At 59.6% G+C, this 25,101-nt stretch carries 24 protein-coding genes, 1 tRNA gene and 1 other annotated feature; of the genes, 20 read left to right on the top strand and 5 right to left on the bottom strand.

The genetic code is table 11. The features are described from left to right. Window positions 1-64 precede the first annotated feature (64 nt). Both J3351_RS12340 and J3351_RS12335 read left to right on the top strand, forming a co-directional pair. On the top strand, window positions 65-574 hold the full coding sequence (locus tag J3351_RS12340) for a folate family ECF transporter S component (RefSeq protein ID WP_207684587.1): 510 nt from the start codon (window positions 65-67) through the stop codon (window positions 572-574). Then, window positions 571-1,842, top strand: a complete 1,272-nt coding sequence (locus J3351_RS12335) for a folylpolyglutamate synthase/dihydrofolate synthase family protein (protein ID WP_117534513.1) — start codon at window positions 571-573, stop codon at window positions 1,840-1,842. Before J3351_RS12340 ends, J3351_RS12335 begins: the two co-directional genes overlap by 4 nt. Before the next feature lie 153 nt (window positions 1,843-1,995). Here J3351_RS12335 and fba read toward each other — a convergent pair whose 3' ends face one another. Further along, window positions 1,996-2,859: a class II fructose-1,6-bisphosphate aldolase gene (fba, locus tag J3351_RS12330; RefSeq protein ID WP_097771599.1), complete on the bottom strand. Its 864-nt coding sequence runs from the start codon at window positions 2,857-2,859 to the stop codon at window positions 1,996-1,998. Window positions 2,860-3,424: 565 nt separating this feature from the next. Between fba and rlmB the strand changes: the two genes are divergently transcribed. From rlmB to J3351_RS12265, 13 genes are all read left to right on the top strand, one after another. Further along, window positions 3,425-4,228: a 23S rRNA (guanosine(2251)-2'-O)-methyltransferase RlmB gene (rlmB, locus tag J3351_RS12325; RefSeq protein ID WP_005935208.1), complete on the top strand. Its 804-nt coding sequence runs from the start codon at window positions 3,425-3,427 to the stop codon at window positions 4,226-4,228. A gap of 45 nt (window positions 4,229-4,273) precedes the next feature. Then, entirely contained in the window at window positions 4,274-6,868 is a 2,595-nt protein-coding gene (locus J3351_RS12320; protein ID WP_207697850.1) for a cell envelope biogenesis protein OmpA, read from the top strand. 134 nt (window positions 6,869-7,002) lie between these two features. Continuing rightward, window positions 7,003-7,542: a rubrerythrin gene (gene rbr / locus J3351_RS12315; RefSeq protein ID WP_097771602.1), complete on the top strand. Its 540-nt coding sequence runs from the start codon at window positions 7,003-7,005 to the stop codon at window positions 7,540-7,542. Window positions 7,543-7,792: 250 nt separating this feature from the next. Further along, window positions 7,793-8,779, top strand: a complete 987-nt coding sequence (locus tag J3351_RS12310; protein WP_156071199.1) for an Ig-like domain-containing protein — start codon at window positions 7,793-7,795, stop codon at window positions 8,777-8,779. Between the two features lie 417 nt (window positions 8,780-9,196). After that, a complete protein-coding gene (locus J3351_RS12305) occupies window positions 9,197-9,829 on the top strand; it encodes a helix-turn-helix domain-containing protein (RefSeq protein ID WP_207697849.1) in 633 nt (210 codons plus the stop codon). A gap of 127 nt (window positions 9,830-9,956) precedes the next feature. Continuing rightward, a complete protein-coding gene (locus tag J3351_RS12300; protein WP_207697848.1) occupies window positions 9,957-11,018 on the top strand; it encodes an SseB family protein in 1,062 nt (353 codons plus the stop codon). 97 nt (window positions 11,019-11,115) lie between these two features. After that, the gene (gene dnaK, locus J3351_RS12295; protein ID WP_207697847.1) at window positions 11,116-12,918 is read left to right on the top strand and encodes a molecular chaperone DnaK; all 1,803 of its coding nucleotides are present in this window, start codon (window positions 11,116-11,118) and stop codon (window positions 12,916-12,918) included. Window positions 12,919-12,999: 81 nt separating this feature from the next. Further along, window positions 13,000-13,259 (top strand) — a binding site (T-box leader). A 113-nt stretch (window positions 13,260-13,372) separates the two neighbouring features. Next, window positions 13,373-14,299, top strand: coding sequence for a MetQ/NlpA family ABC transporter substrate-binding protein (locus J3351_RS12290; protein WP_035394877.1), 927 nt, complete (start codon window positions 13,373-13,375; stop codon window positions 14,297-14,299). A gap of 150 nt (window positions 14,300-14,449) precedes the next feature. Beyond that, window positions 14,450-15,463, top strand: coding sequence for a methionine ABC transporter ATP-binding protein (locus J3351_RS12285; RefSeq protein WP_097771606.1), 1,014 nt, complete (start codon window positions 14,450-14,452; stop codon window positions 15,461-15,463). Further along, window positions 15,460-16,116, top strand: a complete 657-nt coding sequence (locus tag J3351_RS12280) for a methionine ABC transporter permease (RefSeq protein WP_097771607.1) — start codon at window positions 15,460-15,462, stop codon at window positions 16,114-16,116. The genes J3351_RS12285 and J3351_RS12280 overlap by 4 nt, the downstream gene beginning before the upstream one ends. Window positions 16,117-16,503: 387 nt before the next feature. Then, window positions 16,504-17,778 (top strand): O-acetylhomoserine aminocarboxypropyltransferase/cysteine synthase family protein, encoded by a 1,275-nt coding sequence (locus J3351_RS12275; protein ID WP_207697846.1) that lies wholly within the window; start codon window positions 16,504-16,506, stop codon window positions 17,776-17,778. A gap of 178 nt (window positions 17,779-17,956) precedes the next feature. Then, the gene (gene metA, locus J3351_RS12270; RefSeq protein ID WP_207697845.1) at window positions 17,957-18,895 is read left to right on the top strand and encodes a homoserine O-succinyltransferase; all 939 of its coding nucleotides are present in this window, start codon (window positions 17,957-17,959) and stop codon (window positions 18,893-18,895) included. A 117-nt stretch (window positions 18,896-19,012) separates the two neighbouring features. Then, window positions 19,013-20,044 (top strand): P1 family peptidase, encoded by a 1,032-nt coding sequence (locus J3351_RS12265; protein WP_207697844.1) that lies wholly within the window; start codon window positions 19,013-19,015, stop codon window positions 20,042-20,044. Between the two features lie 78 nt (window positions 20,045-20,122). On the opposite strand, the gene J3351_RS12260 is transcribed toward J3351_RS12265, so the two are convergent. From J3351_RS12260 to J3351_RS12250, 3 genes are read right to left on the bottom strand one after another with little or no spacing between them, the layout of a single operon-like run. Beyond that, window positions 20,123-20,998 carry a LysR family transcriptional regulator gene (locus J3351_RS12260; RefSeq protein WP_156059819.1) on the bottom strand — a complete coding sequence of 292 codons (876 nt, stop codon included), beginning with the start codon at window positions 20,996-20,998 and terminating at the stop codon, window positions 20,123-20,125. 11 nt (window positions 20,999-21,009) lie between these two features. Continuing rightward, entirely contained in the window at window positions 21,010-21,702 is a 693-nt protein-coding gene (gene tsaA / locus J3351_RS12255) for a tRNA (N6-threonylcarbamoyladenosine(37)-N6)-methyltransferase TrmO (RefSeq protein WP_156059818.1), read from the bottom strand. 1 nt (window position 21,703) lies between these two features. Further along, a complete protein-coding gene (locus J3351_RS12250; RefSeq protein WP_097771612.1) occupies window positions 21,704-22,324 on the bottom strand; it encodes a LexA family transcriptional regulator in 621 nt (206 codons plus the stop codon). Between the two features lie 183 nt (window positions 22,325-22,507). Here J3351_RS12250 and J3351_RS12245 point away from each other — a divergent pair, with 183 nt between their 5' ends. After that, on the top strand, window positions 22,508-22,747 hold the full coding sequence (locus J3351_RS12245; protein WP_099357280.1) for a helix-turn-helix transcriptional regulator: 240 nt from the start codon (window positions 22,508-22,510) through the stop codon (window positions 22,745-22,747). Then, a complete protein-coding gene (locus tag J3351_RS12240; protein ID WP_005935258.1) occupies window positions 22,747-23,040 on the top strand; it encodes a hypothetical protein in 294 nt (97 codons plus the stop codon). The genes J3351_RS12245 and J3351_RS12240 overlap by 1 nt, the downstream gene beginning before the upstream one ends. 39 nt (window positions 23,041-23,079) lie before the next feature. On the opposite strand, the gene J3351_RS12235 is transcribed toward J3351_RS12240, so the two are convergent. Further along, a complete protein-coding gene (locus J3351_RS12235; RefSeq protein ID WP_097771614.1) occupies window positions 23,080-23,244 on the bottom strand; it encodes a FeoB-associated Cys-rich membrane protein in 165 nt (54 codons plus the stop codon). Window positions 23,245-23,402: 158 nt separating this feature from the next. Between J3351_RS12235 and J3351_RS12230 the strand changes: the two genes are divergently transcribed. From J3351_RS12230 to J3351_RS12220, 3 genes are all read left to right on the top strand, one after another. Next, window positions 23,403-23,479 (top strand) — tRNA-Val (locus J3351_RS12230). A gap of 445 nt (window positions 23,480-23,924) precedes the next feature. Then, on the top strand, window positions 23,925-24,506 hold the full coding sequence (locus tag J3351_RS12225; protein ID WP_117505945.1) for a helix-turn-helix domain-containing protein: 582 nt from the start codon (window positions 23,925-23,927) through the stop codon (window positions 24,504-24,506). 48 nt (window positions 24,507-24,554) lie between these two features. Then, the gene (locus J3351_RS12220) at window positions 24,555-24,764 is read left to right on the top strand and encodes an AtpZ/AtpI family protein (RefSeq protein ID WP_117477165.1); all 210 of its coding nucleotides are present in this window, start codon (window positions 24,555-24,557) and stop codon (window positions 24,762-24,764) included. Window positions 24,765-25,101 lie beyond the last annotated feature (337 nt).

The raw sequence follows: 25,101 nt of genomic DNA, 5'->3' as shown, positions 1-25,101 counted from the left end.
TCACAGGGGAGGGCGTTTTGCATTGCCCGCCCCGCGGTTCCCGAAACAGGGGAGGACAATTGATATGAACCATTCCAGAAATTCCGTCCGCAAGCTCACCATGCTGGCCCTGCTCACTGCCATGAGCATCGTGTTTGCCCGGGTGCTGAGCATTTCCACCGGCTTTGTCCGGTTCAACCTGGGCAGCCTGCCCACCCTGCTGGCCGGTGTGCTGTTCGGGCCGGTGGAGGGCTTTGCCGTGGGTGCGGTGGCCGATATGATCGGCGGCACCCTTTCCGGCTACGCCATCAATCCGCTGATCACGCTGGGAGCAGGCTCCATCGGCCTGACGGCGGGCCTTCTCTGGCGCGTCCTGCCCAACCTGCGGCTGGGCCTGCGCACCCAGATCAGCGTGTTTGCCGGCCATGCGGTGGGCTCCATTGTCATCAACTCGCTGGCACTCCACCTCTTCTATAACTATCCGTGGAGCGTGCTGGTGACCCGCATTCCCAACGCGCTGGTCCTGGCGGCGGTGAACACCGTGCTGGTGCGCCTGCTGCTGGAAAACAAAACGATCCGAGGCATTGCACAATGAACTACGAGGAAGCACTGAACTATATCCACGCCGTCCAGTGGGCGGGGCACAAGCCGGGCCTGACCCGCACCCGGACCCTGCTGGCCGCACTGGGGAACCCGCACAAGCAGCTGAAATTCATCCATGTGGCGGGCACCAACGGCAAGGGCAGCACGGCGGCCATGCTGGCCTCCTGCCTGCAGGCGGCGGGTTACCGGGTGGGCCTGTATACCTCGCCCTTTATCAACCGATTCAACGAGCGCATTCAGGTAAACGGCCAACAGATCCCGGACGAGGCGCTGGTGCGGCTGGTGGAGCGTGTGAAGCCCGCTGCCGATGCCATGACCGATATCCCCACCGAGTTCGAGATCATCACGGCATTGGGGATGCTCTGGTTCGCTGAGACGAAATGCGACATCGTGGTGCTGGAGGTGGGCCTGGGCGGCACGCTGGATTCCACCAACGTCATCGACCCGCCGGAGTGCGCGGTCATCACGGCGCTGGGCATGGATCATGTGAAGGAGCTGGGCCCCACCCTGGCCGATATCGCGTCGGCCAAGGCGGGCATCATCAAGCCGGGCAGTCCGGTGGTGAGCTATGGCGGTGTGCCCGAGGCCGATGCCGTCATCGCCCGTGCGGCGGCAGAGCGGCACGCGCCGCTGACCGTGGTGGATCTCAGCAGGTTGACCATCGAGGACGGGGATCTGGATGCTGTCACCTTTGATTTTGACGGCCTGAACGGCATCCGCCTGCCCCTGATCGGCAGCTATCAGCCCCGGAACGCCGCCACGGCCATTACGGCCCTGCGGGTGCTGCGCAGCCGGGGCTGGAACATCCCGGATAGCGCCATCCGTGCTGGTCTGGAACAGGTGCGCTGGCCGGGCCGGTTCGAGCTGCTGCGGCATTCGCCCGTCTTTTTGCTGGATGGCAGCCACAACGCCCACGGAATGCGGGCCACCGTGCAGAGCCTGCGGGACCGCTTTCCGGGGCAGAAGTTCGTGTTCCTGCTCAGCATCATGGCGGACAAGGATGTGGACGAGATGCTGGCACTGCTCCTGCCGCTGGCCGGACAGTTCGTCACCGTAGCGGCCCATACCCCCCGCGCCATGCCCGCTGAGACGCTGGCCGAACAGATCCGCGCCCGGGGCGGCAGGGCTGAGCCTGCTCCCACCATTGAAGCCGGTGTGGCCCGGGCGGTCGCCCTTGGGGGCACCGGCCCCGTGTGCGCGCTGGGCACGCTCTACTTCTCCGGCGATGTGCGGGAAGCGTTTGCAAAATTGAACCAGTAAAGAAGAGGGGCTGCGGCACACGGAAAAACCGGTGCAGCAGCCCCCTTTTTGCGGATTGGCTTACAAAAAAATGCCCCGCTGTTTTGTGATGCACAGAACAGCGGGGCAGTATCATTTATGGGGCGGGAATGTGCTCAGGAGATGCGCTTCGGCTCAGGCCTTGCCTGCGCAGCCGAACAGCTCGATCTTCTCCTTGCACTTGTCAACGATGGCCTGAGCGCCGGGAGCCAGCAGCTTGCGGGGGTCGAAGCCCTTGCCCTGCTGATCCTTGCCAGCCTCGATGTACTTGCGGGTGGCCTCAGCAAAGACCAGCTGGCACTCGGTGTTGATGTTGATCTTGGAAACGCCCAGGCTGATGGCCTTCTGGATCATCTCGTCGGGGATGCCGGTGCCGCCGTGCAGGACCAGAGGAATGTTGTTGGTAGCCTTGTGGATGCGGTCCAGAGCCTCAAAGTCCAGGCCCTTCCAGTTGGCGGGGTAAACGCCGTGGATGTTGCCGATGCCGGCAGCCAGGAAGTCGATGCCCAGATCGGTGATCTTTGCGCACTCGGCGGGGTCTGCGATCTCGCCAGCGCCCACAACGCCGTCCTCAACGCCGCCGATGGAGCCGACCTCGGCCTCGATGCTCAGGCCCTTGGAGTGTGCCAGAGCGACCAGCTCCTTGGTCTTTTCCACGTTCTCCTCGATGGAGTAGTGGCTGCCGTCGAACATGATGGAGGAGAAGCCAGCCTCAACGCAGGCCTTGCAGCCTTCGTAGGTGCCGTGGTCCAGGTGCAGGGCAACGGGAACGGTGATGCCCATGGTCTCCACCATGGAGCTGACCATGGCGGCAACGGTCTTGAAACCGGTCATGTATTTGCCTGCGCCCTCAGAGACACCCAGGATAACGGGGCTCTTCATTTCCTCGCAGGCGGTCAGGACTGCCTTGGTCCACTCCAGATTGTTGATGTTGAACTGGGGCACACCGTAGTGGCCATCGCGTGCCTTGATCAGCATTTCGGTTGCATTTACCAACATTATTCATTACCTCCGCAAAATCATTTTGGGGTGAAAAAGCCGTTTTGGATACAAGATTGCGCATCCTTTAACGAACCTAAGGGTAGTATACCCCAATTACAGGATAAAATCAAGGCGGTTCCCGCGGCGTTTTCAACACAAATTCACATTGGGCATTTTGATGTTGGAGATTCTGGCAAAAACCACTGGATCTCCCTTCAAAAAATTGTCATAATTCCGACTTGAATTTTACAAAAAGTACGGCGGAAAGTTTGCGTGTCGAACCTGAGAGGTTGAAAACTCGGTGGAAACTGTGGAATTCCACCCGGAAAGTGGGCGTACAAACTTGATTTTTGAACATTTTCCACCGGATTTTCAACATGTGGAAAAATTTGAGCCGAATTACCGATTGTATAGCCTGCTGAATGTGGAAAACTTTTGCCTTCGGCAAACATTGCGAAGAATGCCGGGGTATGCTATACTTTAGAATGTATCAGTGTCAAAATATAGTAAAACTGAAACAGAACGAAACCATGGCGCGGCTCAAACGGCCCGCCTTGCCATAGAATGGAAGGAGAACACATCAATGGATGAACAGAAAATGCCGCGCCGCCCCCGCCGCAGCAGCACGGAGGAGCAGCCCAAGAATGAGAGCCTGGTCTACGGCAAAAACCCCGTGACCGAGCTGCTCAAGAGCGGTTCCGGCGTGGATACCGTGCTGATCGCGGAGGGCATGGCCCCCGCTGTGGCAGCTTACTATACCGCCATGGCCAAGGAGGCCGGGGCCACGGTCAAGCGGGTGCATCCCAACAAGCTGCGCCTGATGACCGGCACCGAGAGCCATCAGGGCGTGGCTGCCTTTGCCAGCGAGATCGAATATGTGACCGTGGAGGACCTGCTGAACGTTGCCAGAGAGAAGGGGGAGCCCCCTTTCCTGGTGCTGAGTGACGGCATCGAGGACCCCCATAATCTGGGCGCGGTGATGCGCTCTGCTCTGCTGTGCGGAGCCCACGGCATCGTCATCCCCAAGCGGGGCGGCGCGTCCGTGACCCCCACCGTTATCAAGTCCAGCGCCGGTGCGGCCGAGCGCCTGCCTGTGGCCCGCGTGGCCAACATCGGCGAGACCATCCGCCGCCTGAAGGATCAGGGGGTGTTCGTCTACTGTGCCGATATGGACGGTGTGCCCCTGCGCAAGAACAACCTGACCGGCCCCATCGCACTGGTGCTGGGCAGCGAGGGCAGCGGTGTATCCCAGCTGGTGAAAAAGCTCTGCGATGGTGTGGTGCGGCTGGATATGGCCGCTCAGGGCACCGGTGTGGACAGCTTCAATGTCTCGGTAGCGGCTGGCATCATCCTGTACGAGATCCAGAGCCAGCGCGCCGCAGAGTAAGAAACAGCGGCCAGACCGCTGTGACCAGAACAGGGAGGGACTAGGATGCCAAAGGATGATAAGCGCAAAGAGCTGACACAGGAAGAGATCGATGCGCAGAACGAGAAGTTCCGCACGTTTTTCAGCACCAGCGTGGCACAGGTGCCCGAAGAGATGAAGCGCCGCGATGAGGAAAAGGAGAATACCGGCAGCCTGCTGGGCAAGCTCTTCCACCGCGAAAAGGACAAAGAGGAGCCTGCCGCCGCCCCGGCCGTGCAGAATGAGCTGCCGCCCACGGGTGAGATCGTGCTGGGCCATGAGGAAGAAGCCGAGGCCGGCCTGGAGCTGGCATTGGAGCCCGGAGAGCTGGAGGAAGCAGAGCCTGTGGCTCTGCCCACCGCGCCGGAAGCCCCCGCAGCGCCGAAGCCGGAGCCCCGGCCCGCACCCCAGCCCGAGAAAAAGCCGGAGCCGCCCCGCCGCCAGGAACCCCTGACCCCGCAGGAGCAGCAGGAGGATGCAGAGATGGCCGAACTCAAGGCCATGCTCTATGGCACCCCCAAGCCTGCCCCGGTGGAGGAGGTGCTGGCCGTGGAGCCGGAAGCTCCCGCAGCGCCTGAGGGCCCGGCCATCCCCATGGTGTTTGCCGAGGATCAGTCGGTAAAGCATGCAAAGTCTGCCCCGGAAGCCGCGCCAGAGGTTGAGCCGGAACCGGAAACGGCGTTCCAGTTCTTTGGCAAGGGCGCGGACGAGAACGAGCCGCAGGCCCCTACCCGCACCACGGCCCCCAGCAAGGACGACAGCATGAGCCTGCCGCTGATGGGACTGGAAGAGGACGAAGCACCCGCCCGGCCTGCCGCCCCGGCAGAGGAAGCCCCGGCCCAGCCCGCTGAGGAAGCGGCCCCTGCCGCGCCGGAGGCTGCGGAGAAGCCTGAAGAGGAAGCCGAGCCGGAAACGCCCGAGCAGGTGGGGGAGAAGCTCCGCCGGATGGGCGCGGAGCTGACGCTGCGGTGTGTGCTGGAGGGCATCCTTGCCGTGGTACTGCTCCACTTTGGCCTTGTTGCCGAGGGGCTGCTGGCCCCTGTGGCCTCCCTTGACCCCGTGATCGCCCCGGCGGCGTTCTATGCCGCCAACCTGCTCTTCCTGGCCGGTGCGCTGGCTGTGGGCTGGCCTGTCCTGCGGGATGGCCTGCAGGGCCTCAAGGGCCGCCCCAGTGCAGACACCATGCCGGCGCTGGCTGCCTGCGGTGCGCTGGTGCAGGCTGCGGTCGCCCTGCTCAACGCCCAGAGCTATCAGAACTCCAGCTGGACGCTGCTTTCCGGCGTGGCCGCACTGGGCCTGTTCCTGGCCCTGCTGGGCAGCCGTGTCCTGCTGACTGCCGTCAGAAACGGCTATGACCTTGCCGCCCGATCCCCTGAGGGGCTGCAGGGCGCATTCCGCGTCCGGGATAAGGATCTGATCCGGGTGCTGGCCCGGAGCCTGGATCAGAAAGATCCCTGGGTGCTGCTCAGCCGCCCTGTCCAGTGGGACGAGGCGCTGGTGGAGCAGAGCTTCGGGGAGCGCGCCAGTGAGCGCCGCGCCCGCAAGACAGCCCTGATCCTGCTGGGTGCCGCCGTGCTCAGCGGGCTGGTGTTCCTGCTGTTTGGCGGCGGGCCCAACGGCATGGCCGCAGCCCTGACCTCCATGCTCTGCATGGGTGCACCGCTGTCCTCCACCCTTGTTGCGGGCATCGCTTCTCTGCGCCTGCAAAAGACCGCAGCCGCCGCCGGTGCCGTGGTGCCCGGCTGGGCTGCCATTGAGGAGCTGGGCGGTGTGGACACTGTGCAGGTGGATGCCGACGAGCTCTTTACCGCCGACAGCGTGAATCTGGAGGACATCCGCATCTTCAAGGGCGGCCGCATCGACCGCGCCATCCTCTATGCGGCCAGCATCCTCAACCACAGCTGCGAGACCCTGCGGGGGCTGTTCCGCCAGATCATCGAGGACCGCACCGAGATCCTGTACCCTGTGAAGGACTTGGAGGTCCACCACGGCCTTGGCTTTGCCGCCTGGTGCGATAACAACCGGGTGCTCATCGGCAACCGGCTGTACATGGAGCGGGAGGGCGTGCCCCTGCCTGAGCAGGAGTACGAGGATGAGCACTCCCAGAACGGCGCGCTGCAGATCCTGTATCTGGCTGTTTCCGGAAGCCTGCACGCCATGTTCGTGCTCCACTATGTGGGCGGCCGCAACGCCGCCCGCGGTCTGGAGGTGCTGCAGCGGGAGAACATCCGCCTGCTGGTCACCTGTGAGGACCCCAGCCTGACGGCCCGCCACATCACCGAGGCTTACCATCTGCCCGAGGGAATGATCACTCTGCTGGATCAGGAGCAGTGCAGCGCGCTGACCCCTGCCCAGCCGGACGAGACTGCCCGCTGCTGTATGCTGCATGATAAGGGCTTTGCCAGCCTGATCGGCGGCCTGCGCGCGGCGGAAAAGGCCCAGAACGCCGAGACGAGCGCCACCACGGTGCAGATGGTCTCGGTCTGGTTCTCGGTGGTCATCGGTGTTCTGCTGACCTACGCGGGCAGCATCGGCACCCTGTCGGTGGCCGCTGTCCTGATGTATCAGGCGGCATGGAGCGCTTTGAGCATTGCGGTCTGCGCCCTGAAACAGCATAACTGAGAAATATTCTCAAAATAAATAGGAATTATTCTTGATTTCAATTCGGAACTCTGGTATAATCAGTGCAGAAGGAACGCCCCGGCGGTCACCGGCGGCGAAATGATACACCGCACAAACAAAGGGAGAGCATGAATATGGAACTCAAGGGTACCAAGACCGAGAAAAACCTGTGGGAAGCCTTTGCAGGCGAGAGCCAGGCCCGCAACAAGTATACCTTCTTCGCCAGCGTGGCCAAGAAGGAGGGCTATGAGCAGCTGGCAGCGATCTTTGAGGAGACGGCTGCCAACGAGAAGGAGCACGCCAAGATGTGGTTCAAGGCCCTGAACGGCGGCTCCATCCCCGATACCATGACCTGCCTGGAAATGGCAGCCGGCGGCGAGCACGACGAGTGGACCGAGATGTACCCCCGGATGGCCGCAGAGGCCAAGGAAGAGGGCTTTACCCAGCTGGCTGCCCTGTTCACCATGGTGGCGCAGATCGAGAAAGAGCACGAGGAGCGCTACCGTGAGCTGGCCGAGAACCTGAAGAACAACAAGGTTTTTGCCCGGGAAGAGCAGCAGGTCTGGCAGTGCCGGAACTGCGGCTACACCTATATCGGCAAGTCGGCTCCCCTGAAGTGCCCGGTCTGCGCACATCCCCAGAGCTACTTTGAGCTGAAAAAGCACAATTATTGATCCTGTCCGGAACGCCGCAGCTCCCACGCCGGGACTGCGGCGTTCTTTTTGCACAAAATTTTCCGGAAAAACTGGTATAGTCCACGAAATCGGGTGCGAAAGCACAGCACTTTGGGCGAAAAACTTGACCCACATTGGCCGGACGTGTAAAATGAATCAGTAGTGAGAAAAATCATGGACGCGAAATTTTTCCATGTGTGCGGCATTCCTTTGATCCCATGGGATGAAACAAGGAGGGAAGTTCGACCCAATGAAATGGAAATTCCAAACCGCGGGGCGGCTTCTGGCCCTGCTGGCTCTGAGCGGGGCCCTGCTGGCTGCCCCTTTGCCTGCGCAGGCCGCGCCCGGTGTGCTGACAGGCCTGACCGGAACCGGCTCCAAGCTGGAACTGGAGCTGACCGAGATGGAGCTGGAGATCACCGATGATGACCCCCGCCCCAAGGGCTACCTGTACACCAGCGGACAGAGCGATTATTACTTCATCGTCTGGATGAGCAGCAACTCCAATGTTGCCACGGTGGATGGCGACGGCAAGGTGACGGGCCGCAATGCAGGCACTGCCATCATCACCGCCATCTCCGACCACGGCGAACGTGCCGCCTGCAAGGTGACCGTGACCCGCAAAAATGAAGAAGCAGCCAGAAAAAAGCCCACGCTGGATACCACCAGCCTGAGCCTTGTGCTGCAGTACAATGACCTGCACCCCGCCCACCAGCTCCAGCTGACCAACAGCGACCACTCCTTCCTCTATGTCTACCAGTGGATGAGCAGCAACCCCGAGGTTGCCACAGTCAGCGACAAGGGCCTTGTCACGGCTCAGGCGGCGGGCACCACCACCATCACGGCAATGGTCTCCAACGGCCAGGCTTTGCGGTGCAGCGTCACGGTGACTTCGGATATCGGCAAGGTGACCCTGAACAAGAGTGACCTGCTGCTCCGCACCGTGGGCACCCAGGAACGCCTGACGGCCACCGTTGCGGTGGAGGGCGGCGGCAGTGTGCCCATTACATGGGTCAGCAGCAACCCCGGTGTCGTTACCGTGGATGCGGACGGCGTGGTGACCGCCATTGCCGATGGAGAAGCCAAGGTCACGGCCCTTTCGCCCGCCGGACGCTTTGACGTGTGCAGCGTTGTGGTGGGCATGGCGGCGGAGAAGTACGAATCTGAAGCCGACCTTGCTGACGAACTCAAGCTCCCTGACCCCTACGTTGCCGTAAGGCTGAACAAACTGGCATAAAGAAAAAGCACCCGCCCATGGCTGTTTTTGACGGCTATGGGCGGTTTTTGCGTGTATGGAAACGGATGCGCTGGGAAAAACTTGCCGAAGAGGAATTTTTTGCAAAAAATATTTTGCGTTACGTGTTGTGGTGTACATGACACATCCGGCTGCCTCCGGCAGGTGAAAAAGGACAAAATGGCCCGAACGTTGTTTAAGACAGGGGGCGGATGCCCCACGGAGCGGCAAAATCTCTGCAAAAAAGGCGGCTGTCCGGCTTGAATGACACATTTAACAAAAATTTGACGTGAAGTGATTGAATTTGCAACTCTTGACAGAAGGCGGGACAAACCATTATCCTTTTATCAGAGGAAAGTATTTTATGTCGCCAGACGTTGGAATGCCTGGTGTACAAGTGTGTGTCAGGAGGGAAAGAATATGACCAACTACCGGAACCGAATCGGGGAAGCCATTGCCTTTGCCCGGAACGTGGCGGGCAGATCTCAGCAGGAGCTTGCGGATATGCTGGGGCGGGACAAGCGCACCATTCAGAAATGGGAGCGGGGCGAGATCCGCATTGCGCTGGAGGATTTTCTGGATGTATTCGATACTCTGCACCTGCCGGTGGGGCCCTATGAAATGTGGATCCTGCATCCGGAACTCTTTCCGTGCGGCATGGAGGATATCAAGGGCTTCAGCACCGAAAAGAAGCGGAGGACACTGGCGGATTATTATCTGCATCAGGCTGCACCGCTGGAGATCGAGCAGGAGTATTACATCCTGTTCGGCGACCACGGCAGCAACAGCTGCGGCATCCGGCAGGAGCTGCTGGCCAACCTGCAGACTCCGCTCCGTGACCGCAAACGGATCGTGAACCAGATCATCGACAACTACTATGAGGCCCGGGCCATCGGACATCTGACCGACCCGGAGGGCCAGCAGCCAGTGATGCCCATTCTGGAAGCCTGCTACGATGCCAGTGCACGGAGCGTGAAAGCCAACGAGAACCGGTACAGCATCGGCAGCATCGAGAACTATCTGGACGATGCGGAGAAAACGGCAGAAGAGTGAACCGAACAGCAGACGGCCATGTGCAGCCGTCTGCTGTTTTTGCGTTCGGCTGCCTGCGGGAAAATATTGTGAAATTTGCGGATTCCTGCTATACTTATCCTATTGATGAAAAAGAAGGGTGAGATAAATGGCATACAACATGGGCGGTCGGCGCTTCCGGCCGGTGGGCAGCGGGAAAAAGCGGACTGCGCCGCAGTATGGGCCGGTGGGCACAGGCTGTCCGTTTGTGGAGGAGGCCGTGGCGCGGCTGTACCGGGAGCAGAACGAGGAACATTTCTGGAGCCTGATGAACGCCCTGAACTATGCGCTGGAATTGCAGACCAAGGTACTGGTGCCGCTGGATGCGGCGGTGGACCCCCAGAGCGGGGCCGCCCCCTGGGCACACCTGCCCATCCCGGAGGAGCGGGCCGAGGGCCTGCAGCCCTGGCTGCTCCACACCCGGAAAGAGCGAAACTATCTGCCGCTGTTCACCTCGGTAAAGAACGCCGAGGCGGAAAAGGCCAGCGCCACCCGCCCCATGGTGGAGCGCAGCCTGCGCAGCGCCATGGAGTATGCGCTGGAAACGGACGGCATCGATGGTGTGGTGCTGGACCCGTGGACAAGCTCTGCCACGCTGGATGTCTCCCTGCTCAGCGGGCTGCTGAGATCGGAGCGGGGAAGCGACAACCCCGGCGCTCAGGAGCTGGAAGCCGGGCACGCCGCCGCCCGGGCCGGGGATTGGCCGGAGGCAGCGGCCCGCTACACTGCCGCTGCCGAGGCTGGCAGCGCCGAGGCTCTTTCTGCTCTGGGGGACTGCCTGTATTATGGCCGGGGTACCCGGAAGAATAAGACCCAGGCCCGGCGGATGTGGAAAAAGGCCGCACAGGCCGGGGAGGTGCAGGCCATGATCGCCCTGGGGGATGACTGTGCTGCATCGGGCGGGGAGATGGCGGAGACCCTGCAATACTACCGCCGCGCCCAGAGCGCTGCCCGGGAGGTGCCGGACATCGCCTACACCCCGCAGGTCTGCCTGCGCCTTGCCCAGTACGAGACCCAGTACCTCTCCCGCAAAAAGGCGCTGCTGCAGGTGGCGGAGGCCGTGCAGGGGTTTCGGATCCTGCAGGCTGAGGGCGAAACGGATGCTGCCGACTGGCTGCGGGAGGCTGAACTGCTGACCGATCAGCTGCTGGCCGAGGATAAAAACGCCTGAAACACAGTTTCTTTACATTTGTTCTAAGAAATCGTCATAGGAAACCGGTAAGATATTCAAGGAAATATTCTGCGCCGAAGAAAAGAGGACAAGCACTATGAGCAAAGTGATCGGAATCGACCTTGGTACCACCAACTCCTGTGTGGCGGTGGTGGAGGGCGGCAAGCCTGTGGTCATCACCAACGCCGAAGGCGAGCGCACCACCCCCAGCGTGGTGGCCTTTACCAAGGATGGCGAGCGTCTGGTGGGCGGCGCGGCAAAGCGCCAGATCGCCACAAACTCAGGCCGCACGGTGTCCAGCATCAAGCGGTACATGGGTTCTGATCACCGGGTGCATATCGATGGCAGAGACCTGCCCCCGCAGGAGATCAGCGCCATGATTCTGACCAAGATCCGCCGCGATGCCGAGAGCTACCTGGGCGAACCGGTGACCGAGGCGGTTATCACGGTGCCTGCCTATTTTGACGACAGCCAGCGCAAGGCCACTCAGGATGCGGGCCGCATTGCGGGCCTGAATGTTCTGCGCATCATCAACGAGCCCACCGCCGCCGCAGTGGCCTATGGCCTGGACAACGAAGCTCCCCAGAAGATCCTGGTCTACGATCTGGGTGGCGGCACCTTTGATGTTTCGATCATCGAGATCGAGGACGGCACCTTTACGGTGCTGGCCACCGGCGGCGATACCCATCTGGGCGGCGATGACTTTGACGAGCGCATCGTTGAGTGGGCTGTGGCGGAATTCCGCAGGTCTGACCGCATCGATCTGACCAAGGACCCCGCCGCCATGGGCCGCCTGAAGGAGGAAGCGGAAAAGGCCAAGAAGGAGCTTTCCAGTGCGCTTTCCGCCCAGCTGAACCTGCCGTTCATCGCGGTGGGCAAGGATGGCCCTCACCATCTGGATCTGAGCCTGGGCCGCCCCCAGTTTGAGATGATGACCGGTGACCTGCTGGCCCGCACCGTTCAGCCAGTGCAGAACGCCCTGCGGGATGCCGGGCTTTCCGCCAGCCAGCTGGGCAAAGTCCTGCTGGTGGGCGGCAGCACCCGGATGCCTGCTGTGGAGCGGCAGGTCCGGGAGCTGCTGGGCTGTGAGCCCAGCCATACCCTGAACCCCGATGAATGCGTGGCCATGGGGGCTGCCGTGCAGGGCGGTCTGCTGCAGGGCGGCGGAAAGCTGGCCGGTGCCACCGGCGCGGCCGCGCAGGGCCTTGTGCTGATGGATGTCACCCCGCTGACGCTGTCCATTGAGACGCTGGGCGGCGTGGCCACCCCCCTCATCACCCGCAACAGCATGATCCCCACCCGCAAGAGCCAGATCTTTACCACGGCCCGCCCCATGCAGACCAGCGTGGAGATCAACGTGCTGCAGGGCGAGCGCCACTTTGCCCGCGACAACAAGAGCCTGGGCAAATTCAAGCTCACCGGCATCCGCTCCGGCTTCTCCTCCAAGCCCCAGATCGAGGTCACCTTTGACATCGATGTGAATGGCGTGGTCAAGGTGTCCGCAAAGGATCTGGGCACCGGCCGGGAGCAGAACATCACCATCACCGGCAGCACCAATCTTTCTGAGAACGAGATCCAGCGCGCCATGGCCGATGCTGCCGCCTACGAGGAGGAGGATACCCGCCGCAGGGAGCGGCTGGAGCTCCACAACCAGGCCGAGATGCTGGCTTACAAGGTGGATGAGGCCCTCTCCAAGTGCAAAAAGGAGCTGGACAAGGACGAGAAGAACCGAGTCAAGAACGACCTTGCCAGCCTGCGCCGCTGCCTGCGCAAGGATAAGCCCGAAAAGATGAACGAGACCGAGGAAGCAAATCTCCGTCAGGCAAAATCCCAGCTGGAAGCCAGCGCCAACCACCTGATGGTGCTGTACAGCACGGAGCAGGATGCCGGCCGGCAGTAAGCGGGCAATTCCCTACTGAAAAACTTCGTTGAAAGGGTTGACAAACCCGGAAGAGTGGGGTATTATGTATGCAATATCACAAAAATGGCTGTGAAGAGAAGAGTAGGTTTTCGCATTGATCCTTCCAGAGAGCCCGGGCGGTGGAAAAGGGCAGGAAACAGGGAACTGAAAATGGTCTCGGAGCCGCGGGGGCGAAGTGCAAGAGTGCTAAGCCTGCGACGGGAGCGCCCGTTACAGCGTCCGGTTGTCGCGTTGCAAAACGCCGCAGCAGTGAGGCTGTCTCTGTGAGGGGACAGTAAACCAAGGTGGTACCACGGAAGTTTTACGCTTTCGTCCTTGTGGGTGTATACCCGCTGAGGACGGAAGCGTTTTTTATTTTGCTTCCGGTGCAAAGGGTGCGGATTGTGCCGCACCGCACAAAAACACTTTTGTAAAAGTAGAGAGGGAAAACAAAATGTCTAAGATCACTCGTCGTAATTTTCTGAAAGTTTCCGGCGTGGCCGCTGCTGCCGCTGCCCTGACCGCCTGCGGCGGCTCTTCCTCCACCGCAAGCTCCGCCGCTTCCGGCGCTGCATCCTCTGAGGCTGCCTCCACCGCTGCCAAGCTGGACAAGATCAAGGTCGCTGTTCCCAACGACACCACCAACGAGGCCCGCGCTCTGACCCTGCTGGAGAAGAATGGCTTCTTCAAGCTGAAGGCAGATGCAGGCCTGACCGCCACCAAGAACGACATCGAAGAGAACCCCCTGAACGTCAATGTGGACGAGGTCGAGGCCGCTCAGGTGCCCAACGTTCTGCAGGATGAGGACTACGCTGTCATCAACTCCAACTACGCCATCTCCGCCGGTCTGGACCCCATGACCGACGCTCTGGCCATGGAGGACGGCACCTCTGCCTACGTCAACGTTCTGGTCTGCAAGGAAGGCAATGAGGAGGAGCCCAAGATCAAGGCTCTGGTCGCTGCCCTGCAGAGCCAGCAGGTCAAGGACTTTATGACCGAGAGCTACGGCGGCGCTGTGGTCTCTGTTGTGGAAGACCCCACCGACGGCTATGATCCTTCCATCGATTATGACGCACTGAACGGTGAGACTGTCAGCTGCGCTGCCACCCCCGCTCCCCACTGCGAGATCCTGGAGGTCTGCAAGCAGATCCTGGCCGACAAGGGCATTACGCTGGACATCCAGGAGTACGATGACTATGTGATCCCCAACACCATCGTTGAGGATGGCCAGTGCGATACCAACTACTTCCAGCATCAGCCCTACCTGGACAACTTCAATGAGGAGAAGGGCACCCACCTGGTCTCCGTTGCCGGTATCCACGTTGAGCCCATGGGCATCTACGGCGGCAAGCAGAGCGACCTGAGCCCGATCGAGGGTTAAGCGAACTCCCCCAGTCACCTTGCGGTGACAGCCCCCTCGGGGAGGGGGCCTTTGCCTGACCGTTCTGTTTCAGGCTCCCTCTATGAGGGAGCTGGCAAATCCGTAAGGATTTGACTGAAGGAGCTTATTCAACAGCAAGGAGCAATTTCTGTGATCGAGATCAAACACCTTTCCAAGACCTTCCAGATGAAGGACGGCGCAGTGAATGCGCTGAAGGACATCAGCCTGACCATCCCGGATGGTTCGATTTACGGCATCATCGGCATGTCTGGCGCGGGCAAATCCACGCTGGTGCGCTGCATCAACCTGCTGGAGCGCCCCACCGAGGGCAGCGTGGTCATTGACGGCGTGGAGATGGAAAAGCTCACGCCTGCCCAGCTGCGTCAGCGCCGCCGGGAGATCACGATGATCTTCCAGCAGTTCAACCTGCTGATGCAGCGCAGCTGCCTGAAGAACATCTGCTTTCCCATGGAGCTGGCAGGTGTGAAGAAAGAGGAAGCCGAAAAGCGCGCCAAGGAGCTGCTGGAAATGGTGGGCCTGCCCGATAAGGCCAACGCCTACCCGGCCCAGCTCTCCGGCGGCCAGAAGCAGCGCATTGCCATTGCCCGCGCACTGGCAACTGACCCCAAGGTCCTGCTCTGCGATGAGGCCACCAGCGCGCTGGACCCCAACACCACCCACTCCATCCTGACCCTGATCAAGGACATCAACCGGAAGCTGGGCATCACGGTGGTGGTCATCACCCATCAGATGAGCGTTGTGGAGGAGATCTGCGATCACGTTGCCATTCTGGACGGCGGCGTTGTGGTGGAACAGGGCGAGGTGAAGGAGATCTTCGCCAACCCCAAGACCGCCGCGGCAAAGCGTCTGGTGGCTCCCAACGGCGGCAGCGCAGCCCGCGACCTGTCCAGCTTTGCGCCGGACGATCATGTGGTGCGTGTGACCTTCAACGGTTCTTCCGCCGCAAAACCGCTGGTGGCAAGCCTTGCCGCCGAAAAGGGCATTCTGGTGTCGGTGCTCAGCGCCGATACCCGCGACCTGAGCGGCCAGTGCTACGGCTCCATGCTGCTCAAGCTGCCCGCTGACCTGGACGAAGCAAAACAAGCTGCTGCCTACATGCGGGCACAGCCCGGCATTACGGTGGAGGAGGTGACCGGAGAATGACCATTGCAGATTATGGCTTTGCCATCTGGGAGACCTTCTATGTGACGGTGCTCTCCACCGCGTTCTCTCTGGTCATCGGCCTGCCGCTGGGTGTGCTGCTGGTGGCCGGTGATAAGGACGGCATTCTGCCCCTGCCCGGCTGGCTGATGCACCTGCTGAATATCATCATCAACATCCTGCGCAGTGTGCCTTTCCTGATTTTGATGATCTGTGTCTTTCCGCTGACCCGTATCATCGTGGGCACCACCGTAGGCACCAAGGCCACCATCGTTCCGCTGGTGGTGGCGGCCTTCCCGTTTGTGGCGCGTCTGGTGGAGACCAGCCTGCGCGAGTTGGATGAGGGTGTGGTGGAAGCCGCCCAGAGCATGGGTGCGACCCCGTTCCAGATCATCACCAAAGTAATGATCCCCGAGTGCCTGCCCGGCCTGATCTCCAGCATGACCACAGCTTTGACCACCATTCTGGGCTACTCGGCCATGTCCGGTGTCATTGGCGGCGGCGGTCTGGGCAAGATCGCCCTTTCCTACGGCTACTACCGCTACCAGACCAACATTATGATCGTCTGTGTCATCCTGCTGGTGCTGCTGGTGCAGATCTTCCAGACCGTTGGCACTTTCTGGGCCACCAGAAGCGATAAGCGGCTGAGGAAGTAAAAGAAGTATCCGTGCCTGTTGTCAAACCTCTCAGTCGCGGGCTTCGCCGCGACAGCTCCCCTAGTAGGGGAGCCCTTGGCAAAAGATTCATTTTTTGATCTCTTCGCCTTTGGCTCCCAAATCAATTTCTGCCGTAAGGCAAAACACTGCGTCAGCAGAGCAAATCGTAGCGAAGCGCTTACACTCGAAAACGCGACGGAATGCCAAGACCTCCCCTACTAGGGGAGGTGGCATCGAGCGTTAGCGAGGATGACGGAGAGGTTATACAGAGCAGAGCCTTGCCTCGGAGCAGGAGTTTAAATTCAACGTTTCAATTCCCCGCCGGAGGCATGTGCTCCTGCGGGGAATTGTACTATTCGGACAAACCCAGTAAAGGAGTATGTTGCAATGAACCGTGATACCATCTGTGTGCAGGGCGGTTATACGCCCGGCAATGGCGAGCCCCGTCAGATCCCCATCATCCAGTCCACCACCTTCAAATATGCCACCAGCGAGGATATGGGCAAGCTGTTCGACCTGGAAGCCGACGGCTACTTCTACTCCCGCCTGCAGAACCCCACCTGTGACCTTGTGGCCAAGAAGATCTGCGAGCTGGAGGGCGGCACTGCCGCCATGCTGACCTCCAGCGGTCAGGCAGCCAACTTCTTTGCCCTGTTCAACCTCTGCGAGGCCGGTGACCATATCGTGGCATCCAGCACCATCTACGGCGGCACCTTCAACCTCATTTCTGTCACCATGAAGAAGATGGGCATTGAGGCCACCTTTGTGGACCCGCTGTGCACCGAGGAGGAGCTGAACGCCGCCTTCCGGCCCAACACCAAGGTGGTGTTCGGCGAGACCATTGCCAACCCCGCCCTGACTGTGCTGGATATCGAGAAGTTTGCCAAGGCTGCTCACGCCCACGGCGTGCCCCTGATCGTGGACAACACCTTCCCCACGCCGGTCAACTGCCGCCCCTTTGAGTGGGGCGCGGATATCGTGACCCACTCCACCACCAAGTACATGGACGGCCACGGCGCGGTGCTGGGCGGTGCCATTGTGGACAGCGGCAAGTTCGACTGGATGGCCCACGCCGAGAAGTTCCCCGGCCTGTGCACCCCGGATGACAGCTACCACGGCATCACTTACGCCGAGCGCTTCGGCAAAGAGGGTGCCTTTATCACCAAGGCAACGGCTCAGCTGATGCGGGACTTCGGCTCCATGCAGTCCCCGATGAATGCCTATATGCTGAACCTCGGCCTGGAAAGCCTGCATGTCCGGATGCAGCGCCACTGCGCCAACGGTATGGCTGTGGCAAAGTTCCTCGAAAGCCATCCCAAGGTGGCCTATGTGAATTACTGCGGCCTGGAGTCCAGCCCCTACCACGCACTGGCTGAAAAGTATCTGCCCAATGGCAGCTGCGGCGTGGTCAGCTTTGGTCTGGCCGGCGGCCGCGAAGCTGCCAGCACCTTTATGAAGGAGCTCAAGCTGGCCGCCATTGAGACCCATGTGGCCGATGCCCGCACCTGCTGCCTGAACCCGGCATCCAGCACCCACCGCCAGATGAACGATGAGCAGCTGAAAGCCGCCGGTGTGCCCGCAGAGCTGGTGCGCATGAGCTGCGGTCTGGAAAGCGCTGAGGATCTGATCGCAGATATCGCACAGGCTTTGGATAAGATTTAACGGTCTCGCCCTCTCAGCTTCACTTCGTTCAGCAGCTCCCCCAAAGGGGGAGCCTCTGGCGAAAAATAAACTTTGTGGTTTTGCCAAGGCCTCCCACTTTGGGGGAGGTGGCACGGCGTAAGCCGTGACGGAGAGGGCGAGGCCGCTATCAATATCCGCACCAAAGGAGTACGACACTATGCCGCTGATCATTCCCAAGACTCTGCCTGCTTACGATGCACTGTACGAGGAAAACGTCTTTGTCATGCACCGGGAGCGGGCAGCGTCCCAGCATATCCGCCCGCTGGAGATCCTGATCCTGAACCTGATGCCCACCAAGATCGCCACCGAGACTCAGATCGCCCGGCTGCTGGCCAACACGCCGCTGCAGGTGCACATGACCCTGCTGCAGACGATGAGCCATGAGGCAACGCACGTCTCCGCGGCCCATCTGGAGGCCTTTTATAAGACCTTTGACGAGGTGAAGCATAACCGCTACGACGGCATGATCATCACCGGCGCTCCGGTGGAGACCATGGACTTTGAGCAGGTGGATTACTGGCCGGAGCTGTGCGAGATCATGGATTTCAGCGAGACGAATGTCTATTCCACCCTGCATGTCTGCTGGGGTGCGCAGGCGGGCCTGTACTACCACTACGGCATCCGCAAGGAGCTGCTGCCTGCCAAGATGTTCGGCGTGTTCGAGCACCGGGTCATCCGGCCCTCCAACCCGCTGGTGCGCGGCTTTGATGAGGTGTTCTATGCCCCCCACAGCCGCCACACTGCCATGAGCCGGGAGGATATTGACCACTGCAGTGCGCTGCGCATCCTTGCCGAGAGCGATGAGGCAGGGCCTTTCCTGATGAGCACCGAGAACGGCCGTCAGATCTTTGTCATCGGCCACCCGGAGTACGACAAATACACGCTGGATGCGGAGTATAAGCGGGATGTTGCCAGGGGCCTGCCCATTGCAGTGCCCAAAAACTACTACCCCAACGATGATCCCAGCCAGCCGCCGCTCTTCCGCTGGCGCGCGCACGCCCATCTGCTGTATGAGAACTGGCTGAACTACTACGTCTACCAGAACACCCCCTATGATCTGGGAGAGATGCAGCGCGTGAAGCATTCTGAGGGGTGAACCCGCTCAGCCGCCTGCGGCAGCTCCCCCATGGGGATGCCAGGTTTATGCACGACTGTTTTTCTGCCTCTCCTATCAGGAGGGGCAGTATTGGAAAGCAATAACGGAGAGGTATTTATGGGAATCGATAAGAATGAATGGGGCTTCCGGGTGGGGCATCTGCCCCACGGGGAGCGTAATAAGATCAGTGATGTGCCGGGCGTGACGGTGGGCCATTGCACACTGGCGGATGGCGACATCCAGACCGGTGTGACCGCGCTGCTGCCTCACCCCGGGGATGTGTTCCATGATAAGGTGCTGGCGGCCTGCCATGTCATCAACGGCTTCGGCAAGACCACGGGCCTTGTCCAGATCGATGAGCTGGGCACGCTGGAGACCCCCATCCTGTTTACCAACACCCTGAGTGTGGGCACCGTGGAGACGGCGCTGGTCAAATATATGCTGGAGCGCAACCCCGATATCTGCGAGACCACCGGCAGTGTGAACCCGGTCGTCTGCGAGTGCAACGACTGCGGCCTGAACGATATCCGGGGCCTGCATGTTACTGAGGCGCATGTGGCTGCCGCTCTGGCAGACTGCAAAGCCGATTTCGCCGAGGGTGCAGTGGGTGCCGGACGCGGAATGCGCTGCCACGGGCTGAAAGGCGGCATTGGTTCTGCCTCCCGGCTGGTGGAGCTGGACGGTAAGTCCTACACCATCGGGGCAATGGTGCTCTCCAATCATGCCACCTTCGATGACCTCATCGTGGCGGGCACACCCATCCACGAGCTGTTGGAAGCCCGCATCCCGCCCCATGAGGACAAGGGCTCCATCATCACGGTGCTGGCAACAGATATCCCCCTGAGCGAGCGCCAGCTGCGGCGGCTCTGCCACCGGGCGCTGGTGGGACTTTCCCGCACCGGCAGTGCCTGCGGCAACGGTTCGGGTGAGATCGTTCTGGCCTTTACCACGGCCAACCGGATGCCGCATTACTCGGAAAAGGCCCTCCTGCCCATGGAGATGCTCCACGATGATGCCATCAACCCGCTGTTCCGGGCGGTGGCCGAGTGTGTGGAGGAAAGCGTCCTGAGCAGCCTGCTCCACGCCGAGACCGTCACCGGCTACCATGGCCGGACGGTGCAGTGCCTTTCCGACCTGTTGAAAAAATAATGTAAATAATAAGCCTTTCCGTGTGGTGCACCTCACAGTGCGACACCGACGGAAAGGCTTGTTTTTTTATTGCTATCTTTATCTCTGCACCAGCGTGATGAATGCTTTCATCTGGGGGGTGAGCCATTTATCCTTGTGGTAGAACAGCTGCCGCCGCATCTCCACGCGGCAGGCGGGGACATTCAGGCGGGCCAGCGTTCCGGCGGCGAGGGCATTCTGTACGATGTACTCGGGCAGGAAGGAAAGCCCCATGCCGTGTTCGACCATCTGGCAGAGCAGGGAAGCGCTGCCCAGCTCGAGGAAGGGCTTGATGGCCAGCCCATGCGCTGCCATGCACTGGTCGAGGGCATCACGGTAGCTCATGCCTCGCTCGGTCAGCAGGAACTCCTGCCCGGCCAGTTCCTGAAGCGTGACCTCTGCCTGCCCGGCCAATGGGTGCCCAGCGGGGGCCACCACGCAGATTGGTTCCGGTTCATCCACAGCCAGCACGAAGCTGGGCTGCAGCAGCGGCTTGTCCAGCGTGTATGCCATGTCAATCTGATTGGAGCCCAGCATCTGGAGCATCTCATCGTCGGTGGCGGTGCGGAGTACCAGCTCCACCTGCGGGCAGAGGGCGTGATACCGCTGCAGCAGGTCGGGCAGAAAAGTGCTGCAGACCGAATCTGCCAGTGCCACCCGCAGGGTACCGCTGACCTGCCGGGCAGGCTGCAGGGCCGCCTTGGCCTGCTCGGCAGTGGCCAGCAGGGAGCGGGCATAGGTCAGAAAGGTCTGCCCGGCATCGGTCAGGCGGACCGTTTTGCCCACCCGGTCGAAGAGCGGCGTTTCCAATTCGGCTTCCAGCTGGGCCACCTGTGCGGAGACCGCCGACTGGGAATACCCCAGCTCCCGTGCCGCGCGGGAAAAGCTGTGCAGCTCCGCAATATGCAAAAAGGTGTTGATGGTACGCAGTTCCACGGCGGCACCTCTCAGCGGCGGGTGATGCCGGTCACGGTCAGAACAGCACCATCTACGACAAAATGGACTTCCAATCCCGAAAATTCCATTCCGTATACCCGCTCCGGGTCGTGCTGGTAGGAGGGGCGGGGGTCGTTTTCCAGCACGCCCCGCAGGCCGTCCCGCTCGGCGGCGGGTACGGCCTCCCACAGCTCCGGCGGGCATTCGACCTGCAGCCTGTGCGTCTGGGTCTGTGCCGTGAAGCCTGCCGCCGCGTCCGGGTGACAGTCGGCGTAGGGGATGTAGGGCTTGATGTCGTAGATGGGGGTGCCGTCCATCAGGTCTGCGCCCCGCACGATGAGCACCGGGCCCACCTCCGGGCGGTGCTCGATGGCCTCCAGCCTGACGCTGGAAAGGCCCAGCGGATTGGGCCGGAAGGGGGAGCGGGTGGCAAACACGCCCATCCGGGTGTTGCCGCCCAGGCGCGGGGGCCGGACGGTGGGAGACCAGCTCTCCCGCACCGCGCCGGAGAATTGCCACACCAGCCAGATGTGGCTGAAATCCTCCAGTCCGCGCAGGGCATCGGCGTTGCGGTATTCCGGAGTGAAGATGATCTCGCCCCGCAGGCCATCCACCAGCCCGCTCTGCCGGGGGATGCCAAACTTGGTGGGGAAGGCGGTGTGGATGTGTGCGATGACCTTCAGGGTCATGGTTTCGTTGTTCATATTATAAACCTCTGCAGAAGCCCACGGCTCTGCCCTCGATCTGGATCTCGTTCAACTGTGGCCCGGCATAGATCATGGGCGGGCAGACGGCGGCGTTGTCGGCCAGAAGCATAACGGTGTCGCCCTGCCGGTGAAAATGCTTTAAGGTGGCCTCGTCGCCGATCCGCACGGCGGCGATCTCGCCCTGCTCCACCTCGGGCTGGCAGCGGATGCAGACGATGTCGCCATCGCAGATGGTGGGGGCCATGCTGCTGCCGTGGCAGGTCAGGGCAAAGTCGGCGTGCCATGCGGCAGGAACGCCGATATAGCATTCGATGTTCTGTTCGGCGGTGATGGGGGTGCCGCAGGCAATGCTGCCCACCAGCGGTACCCGCACCATTTCGGGCAGGGGCTCAAACCCCGGCGGGACAAACGCAGTGTTTTCCAGCCCCATCAGCCATGCGGGGGTGGTCTCCAATGCAGCGGCAAACTCCTCCACCTTGGACTGCGGGATGTCGTTGACCCCTTTTTCCAGCTTGGTGATGGAGGATTTGGAGCGGTAGCCCATCCGCTGGGCAAGCTCTTCCTGAGAGAGCCCCAGCTCGAGCCGACGCTGTAAGATACGGCGGGAAAGTTCTGACATGGCAGAGACCTCGCTTTTCCTGAAAAAGAATGTTCTGCCGTGAGTATATCAGAAAAGTTCTTAAAAATCAACTATTTTCGCGCGATTTTGGTAAAATAGTTGACAAAAAATCAACGTCGAACTATAATACAACCAAAGATTGTGAAACGACACGCAGAGATCCAGATGAAAGGAGAACCTTTGATGACAAATACCACACAGATCCGCGCCTACATTGAAAGCCAGGGCCTGAAACTGGGCCATGTGGCACGGGTGCTGGGCATCAGCAGCAGCGCCCTGCATCAGAAGCTGAACGACGAGAGCGATTTCAAAGTCAGCGAAGCCGACCGTCTTTCTGCCATGCTGGGGCTGACCATGGAACAGCGGGATGCCTGCTTCTTTGGCCCGGGCACCCGGATGTGCCAAAGAAAGGGGGCGGCGTGATGACCGCTGAACAGCGCAGAAAGACCCGGGAGGCCCTGCAGAACTACGGTACCCGCCAGTGGGCCCGCAGCCCGGCCAATTGGGGCTGGGCCCGGGCCATCCAGCAGACGCAGGAGTATTACCGCACCGCCGACCCCATCCGTGCAGGCCTGCTCCAGCTGCGCTATCTGGAGCGCCGCAAGGAGGAGGATGTGCTGGAGCGGCTCTGCATCGGGCGCACCACCTACCAGAAAGCCCAGCTCGATCTGCTGAGCACCGTAGCCGTTTTTGCCGCCCGCTACGGTGCCCTGTGACGCAAAATGCCCCCGGACAGCCATCCGGGGGCATTACAGTCAGTGCGTTTTCTTTTCCGGAGTATCGCAGTGCTGGTGGCAGGAGGCGCAGTTGCCGCCGCAGCCTTCGCCTTTCCAGCCGCCCTGCTTGGAGATCCAGACCACTGCCAGGGCAAACAGCCCTGCCAGCACCAGAATGGTAATGATCCCACGAAGTGTCAGCATTGAAAAAACCTCTCTTTTTGCGCTGGAATGCGCAATTTTAGTATACACCATTTTGCGCAAAAGAGCAACTGCCCCGCAGTGGGAAAAAATTGCGAAAAAATCAAAATTAGGGCTTGCCAATCCACTTCGGTTGTGGTATAATTCTCTTGTTCCGATTCGGAGGATTAGCTCAGCTGGTTAGAGCACCTGCATCACACGCAGGGGGTCTGGGGTTCGAGTCCCTAATTCTCCACCATACAGTTCGTACTCGAACCCGATTCTTTACGAGAAAGGGTTCGGGTACGTTTTTTGTTTACAGGAAGTTCTGCGGAGGGAGTACGCAGAGCGGTAAGCGAGAACGAGTAAAGGCAGGGTATCATCATGGGCGATGGTATCCTGCCTTTTGCTTTGCGGGATCAAGTTCGCTTTGTGCGAACTTGGTCGTCCACCCTATATGGCGCATTGAGGGCTAATCGCTGCGTACGTCCGTACATGGCCGGTACGCACGTACGCAGAAAAAAGGGAAAGTTCTGACATATAGGGGTGTTCTTTCAGCTGGTAGTATGGTATACTCGGCTCAACAAATCGGAAGTTAACGGTATGTAAAAGACCTTTGACACACGGAAAACACAGATGTCAATGTCCTTTGATTGCGAAAATACAATCTTTTGATTAGTATGAGTATGCAAGGAGGTGAAGAGATGGAACTCGGAAAGCAAATAAAAAAATATCGCCAAGAGTTACAACTGTCTCAAGAGGAGTTAGCCGATCATGTTTATGTTTCAAGGCAAACAATCTCAAATTGGGAAAATGACAAAAGCTATCCAGATGTAACCAGCTTGGTATTACTGAGTGAAATCTTTCAAATCTCACTTGATAAACTAATCAAAGGAGATATTGATACTATGAAAGAAGTAATCAAACAAGAGGAAATCAAAAAACTCAATCACTATGGCGCAATCTATACGGTTTTTCTCGTTATTGCTGTTATTTCGGCAGCTCCGTTATTTTACATTGGTAATAAATGGGCATTGATCCTTTGGTGTGTCATTGCTTTAGCTGCCATGTATTTTGCAGCAAAGGTTGAACGAATAAAAAAGGACAATGATGTTCAAACATATAAAGAAATCGTAGCATTTTGTGAAGGTAAAAGGCTGGATGAAATCCAGAGCGCCAGAGAATACGGCAAACGTCCTTATCAAAAGGTTTTATGGTTTATCGGAAGTGCTGCAGTAGGAGCAATCGTTAGTTATGTATTGAGTCTTTTGCTGCAATCATTTTGATAACGACACTCAATAAATCTTATAATTTGGAAAGGAATGTATAGCTATATGAAAAATAAAAAAGATGATAAGCCTCACTATTTACCGACTTTTATGAGCATAGGAATTTCTATCGGTGCGGCTATTGGTGTAGTAACCAACAATATTCCACTCTATATGCTTGTCGGTTTAGCGCTTGGTGTAGGCATAGGGTCTGCTCTCGATGGTCAAAATCGAAATAGGGAAAGTGATGAATCTCAAAAGGATAACGAAGAATAATCAACCAACTAAATTCCCGTTTGTCGTAACCTCAGAAGCAGGGTTTGGGGCAGGCACGCCCCAACAAGAGCACTTCAAAAACGCGGGAGCGTTGCAGAAGTGCAGTCCCGGATGGGCAAGAAATTTTCAAGAATTGAAAATTTGTGGCCACGGGACGATTCTTGCTCTCACACTTTCACTCTCTTTGCGATTTTCTTTCTTGAAAGTCTATCGTTCTTTCGTTATAATAAAACTGAAAGAAGGTGGGCATTATGACTTTGCAATATTTTGTCACAGCATCCGATACGGGCAATAGGATTCCGATTGAGGTTGACAAGTCAACTCCCGCTGACCTTGC

This window comes from Faecalibacterium sp. Marseille-Q0746 (genome assembly GCF_017377595.1).
Lineage (GTDB): Bacteria > Bacillota > Clostridia > Oscillospirales > Ruminococcaceae > Faecalibacterium > Faecalibacterium duncaniae.
The sequence above is the reverse complement of the archived record's forward strand: the minus strand, read 5'-3'. Positions and strand labels throughout refer to the sequence as shown.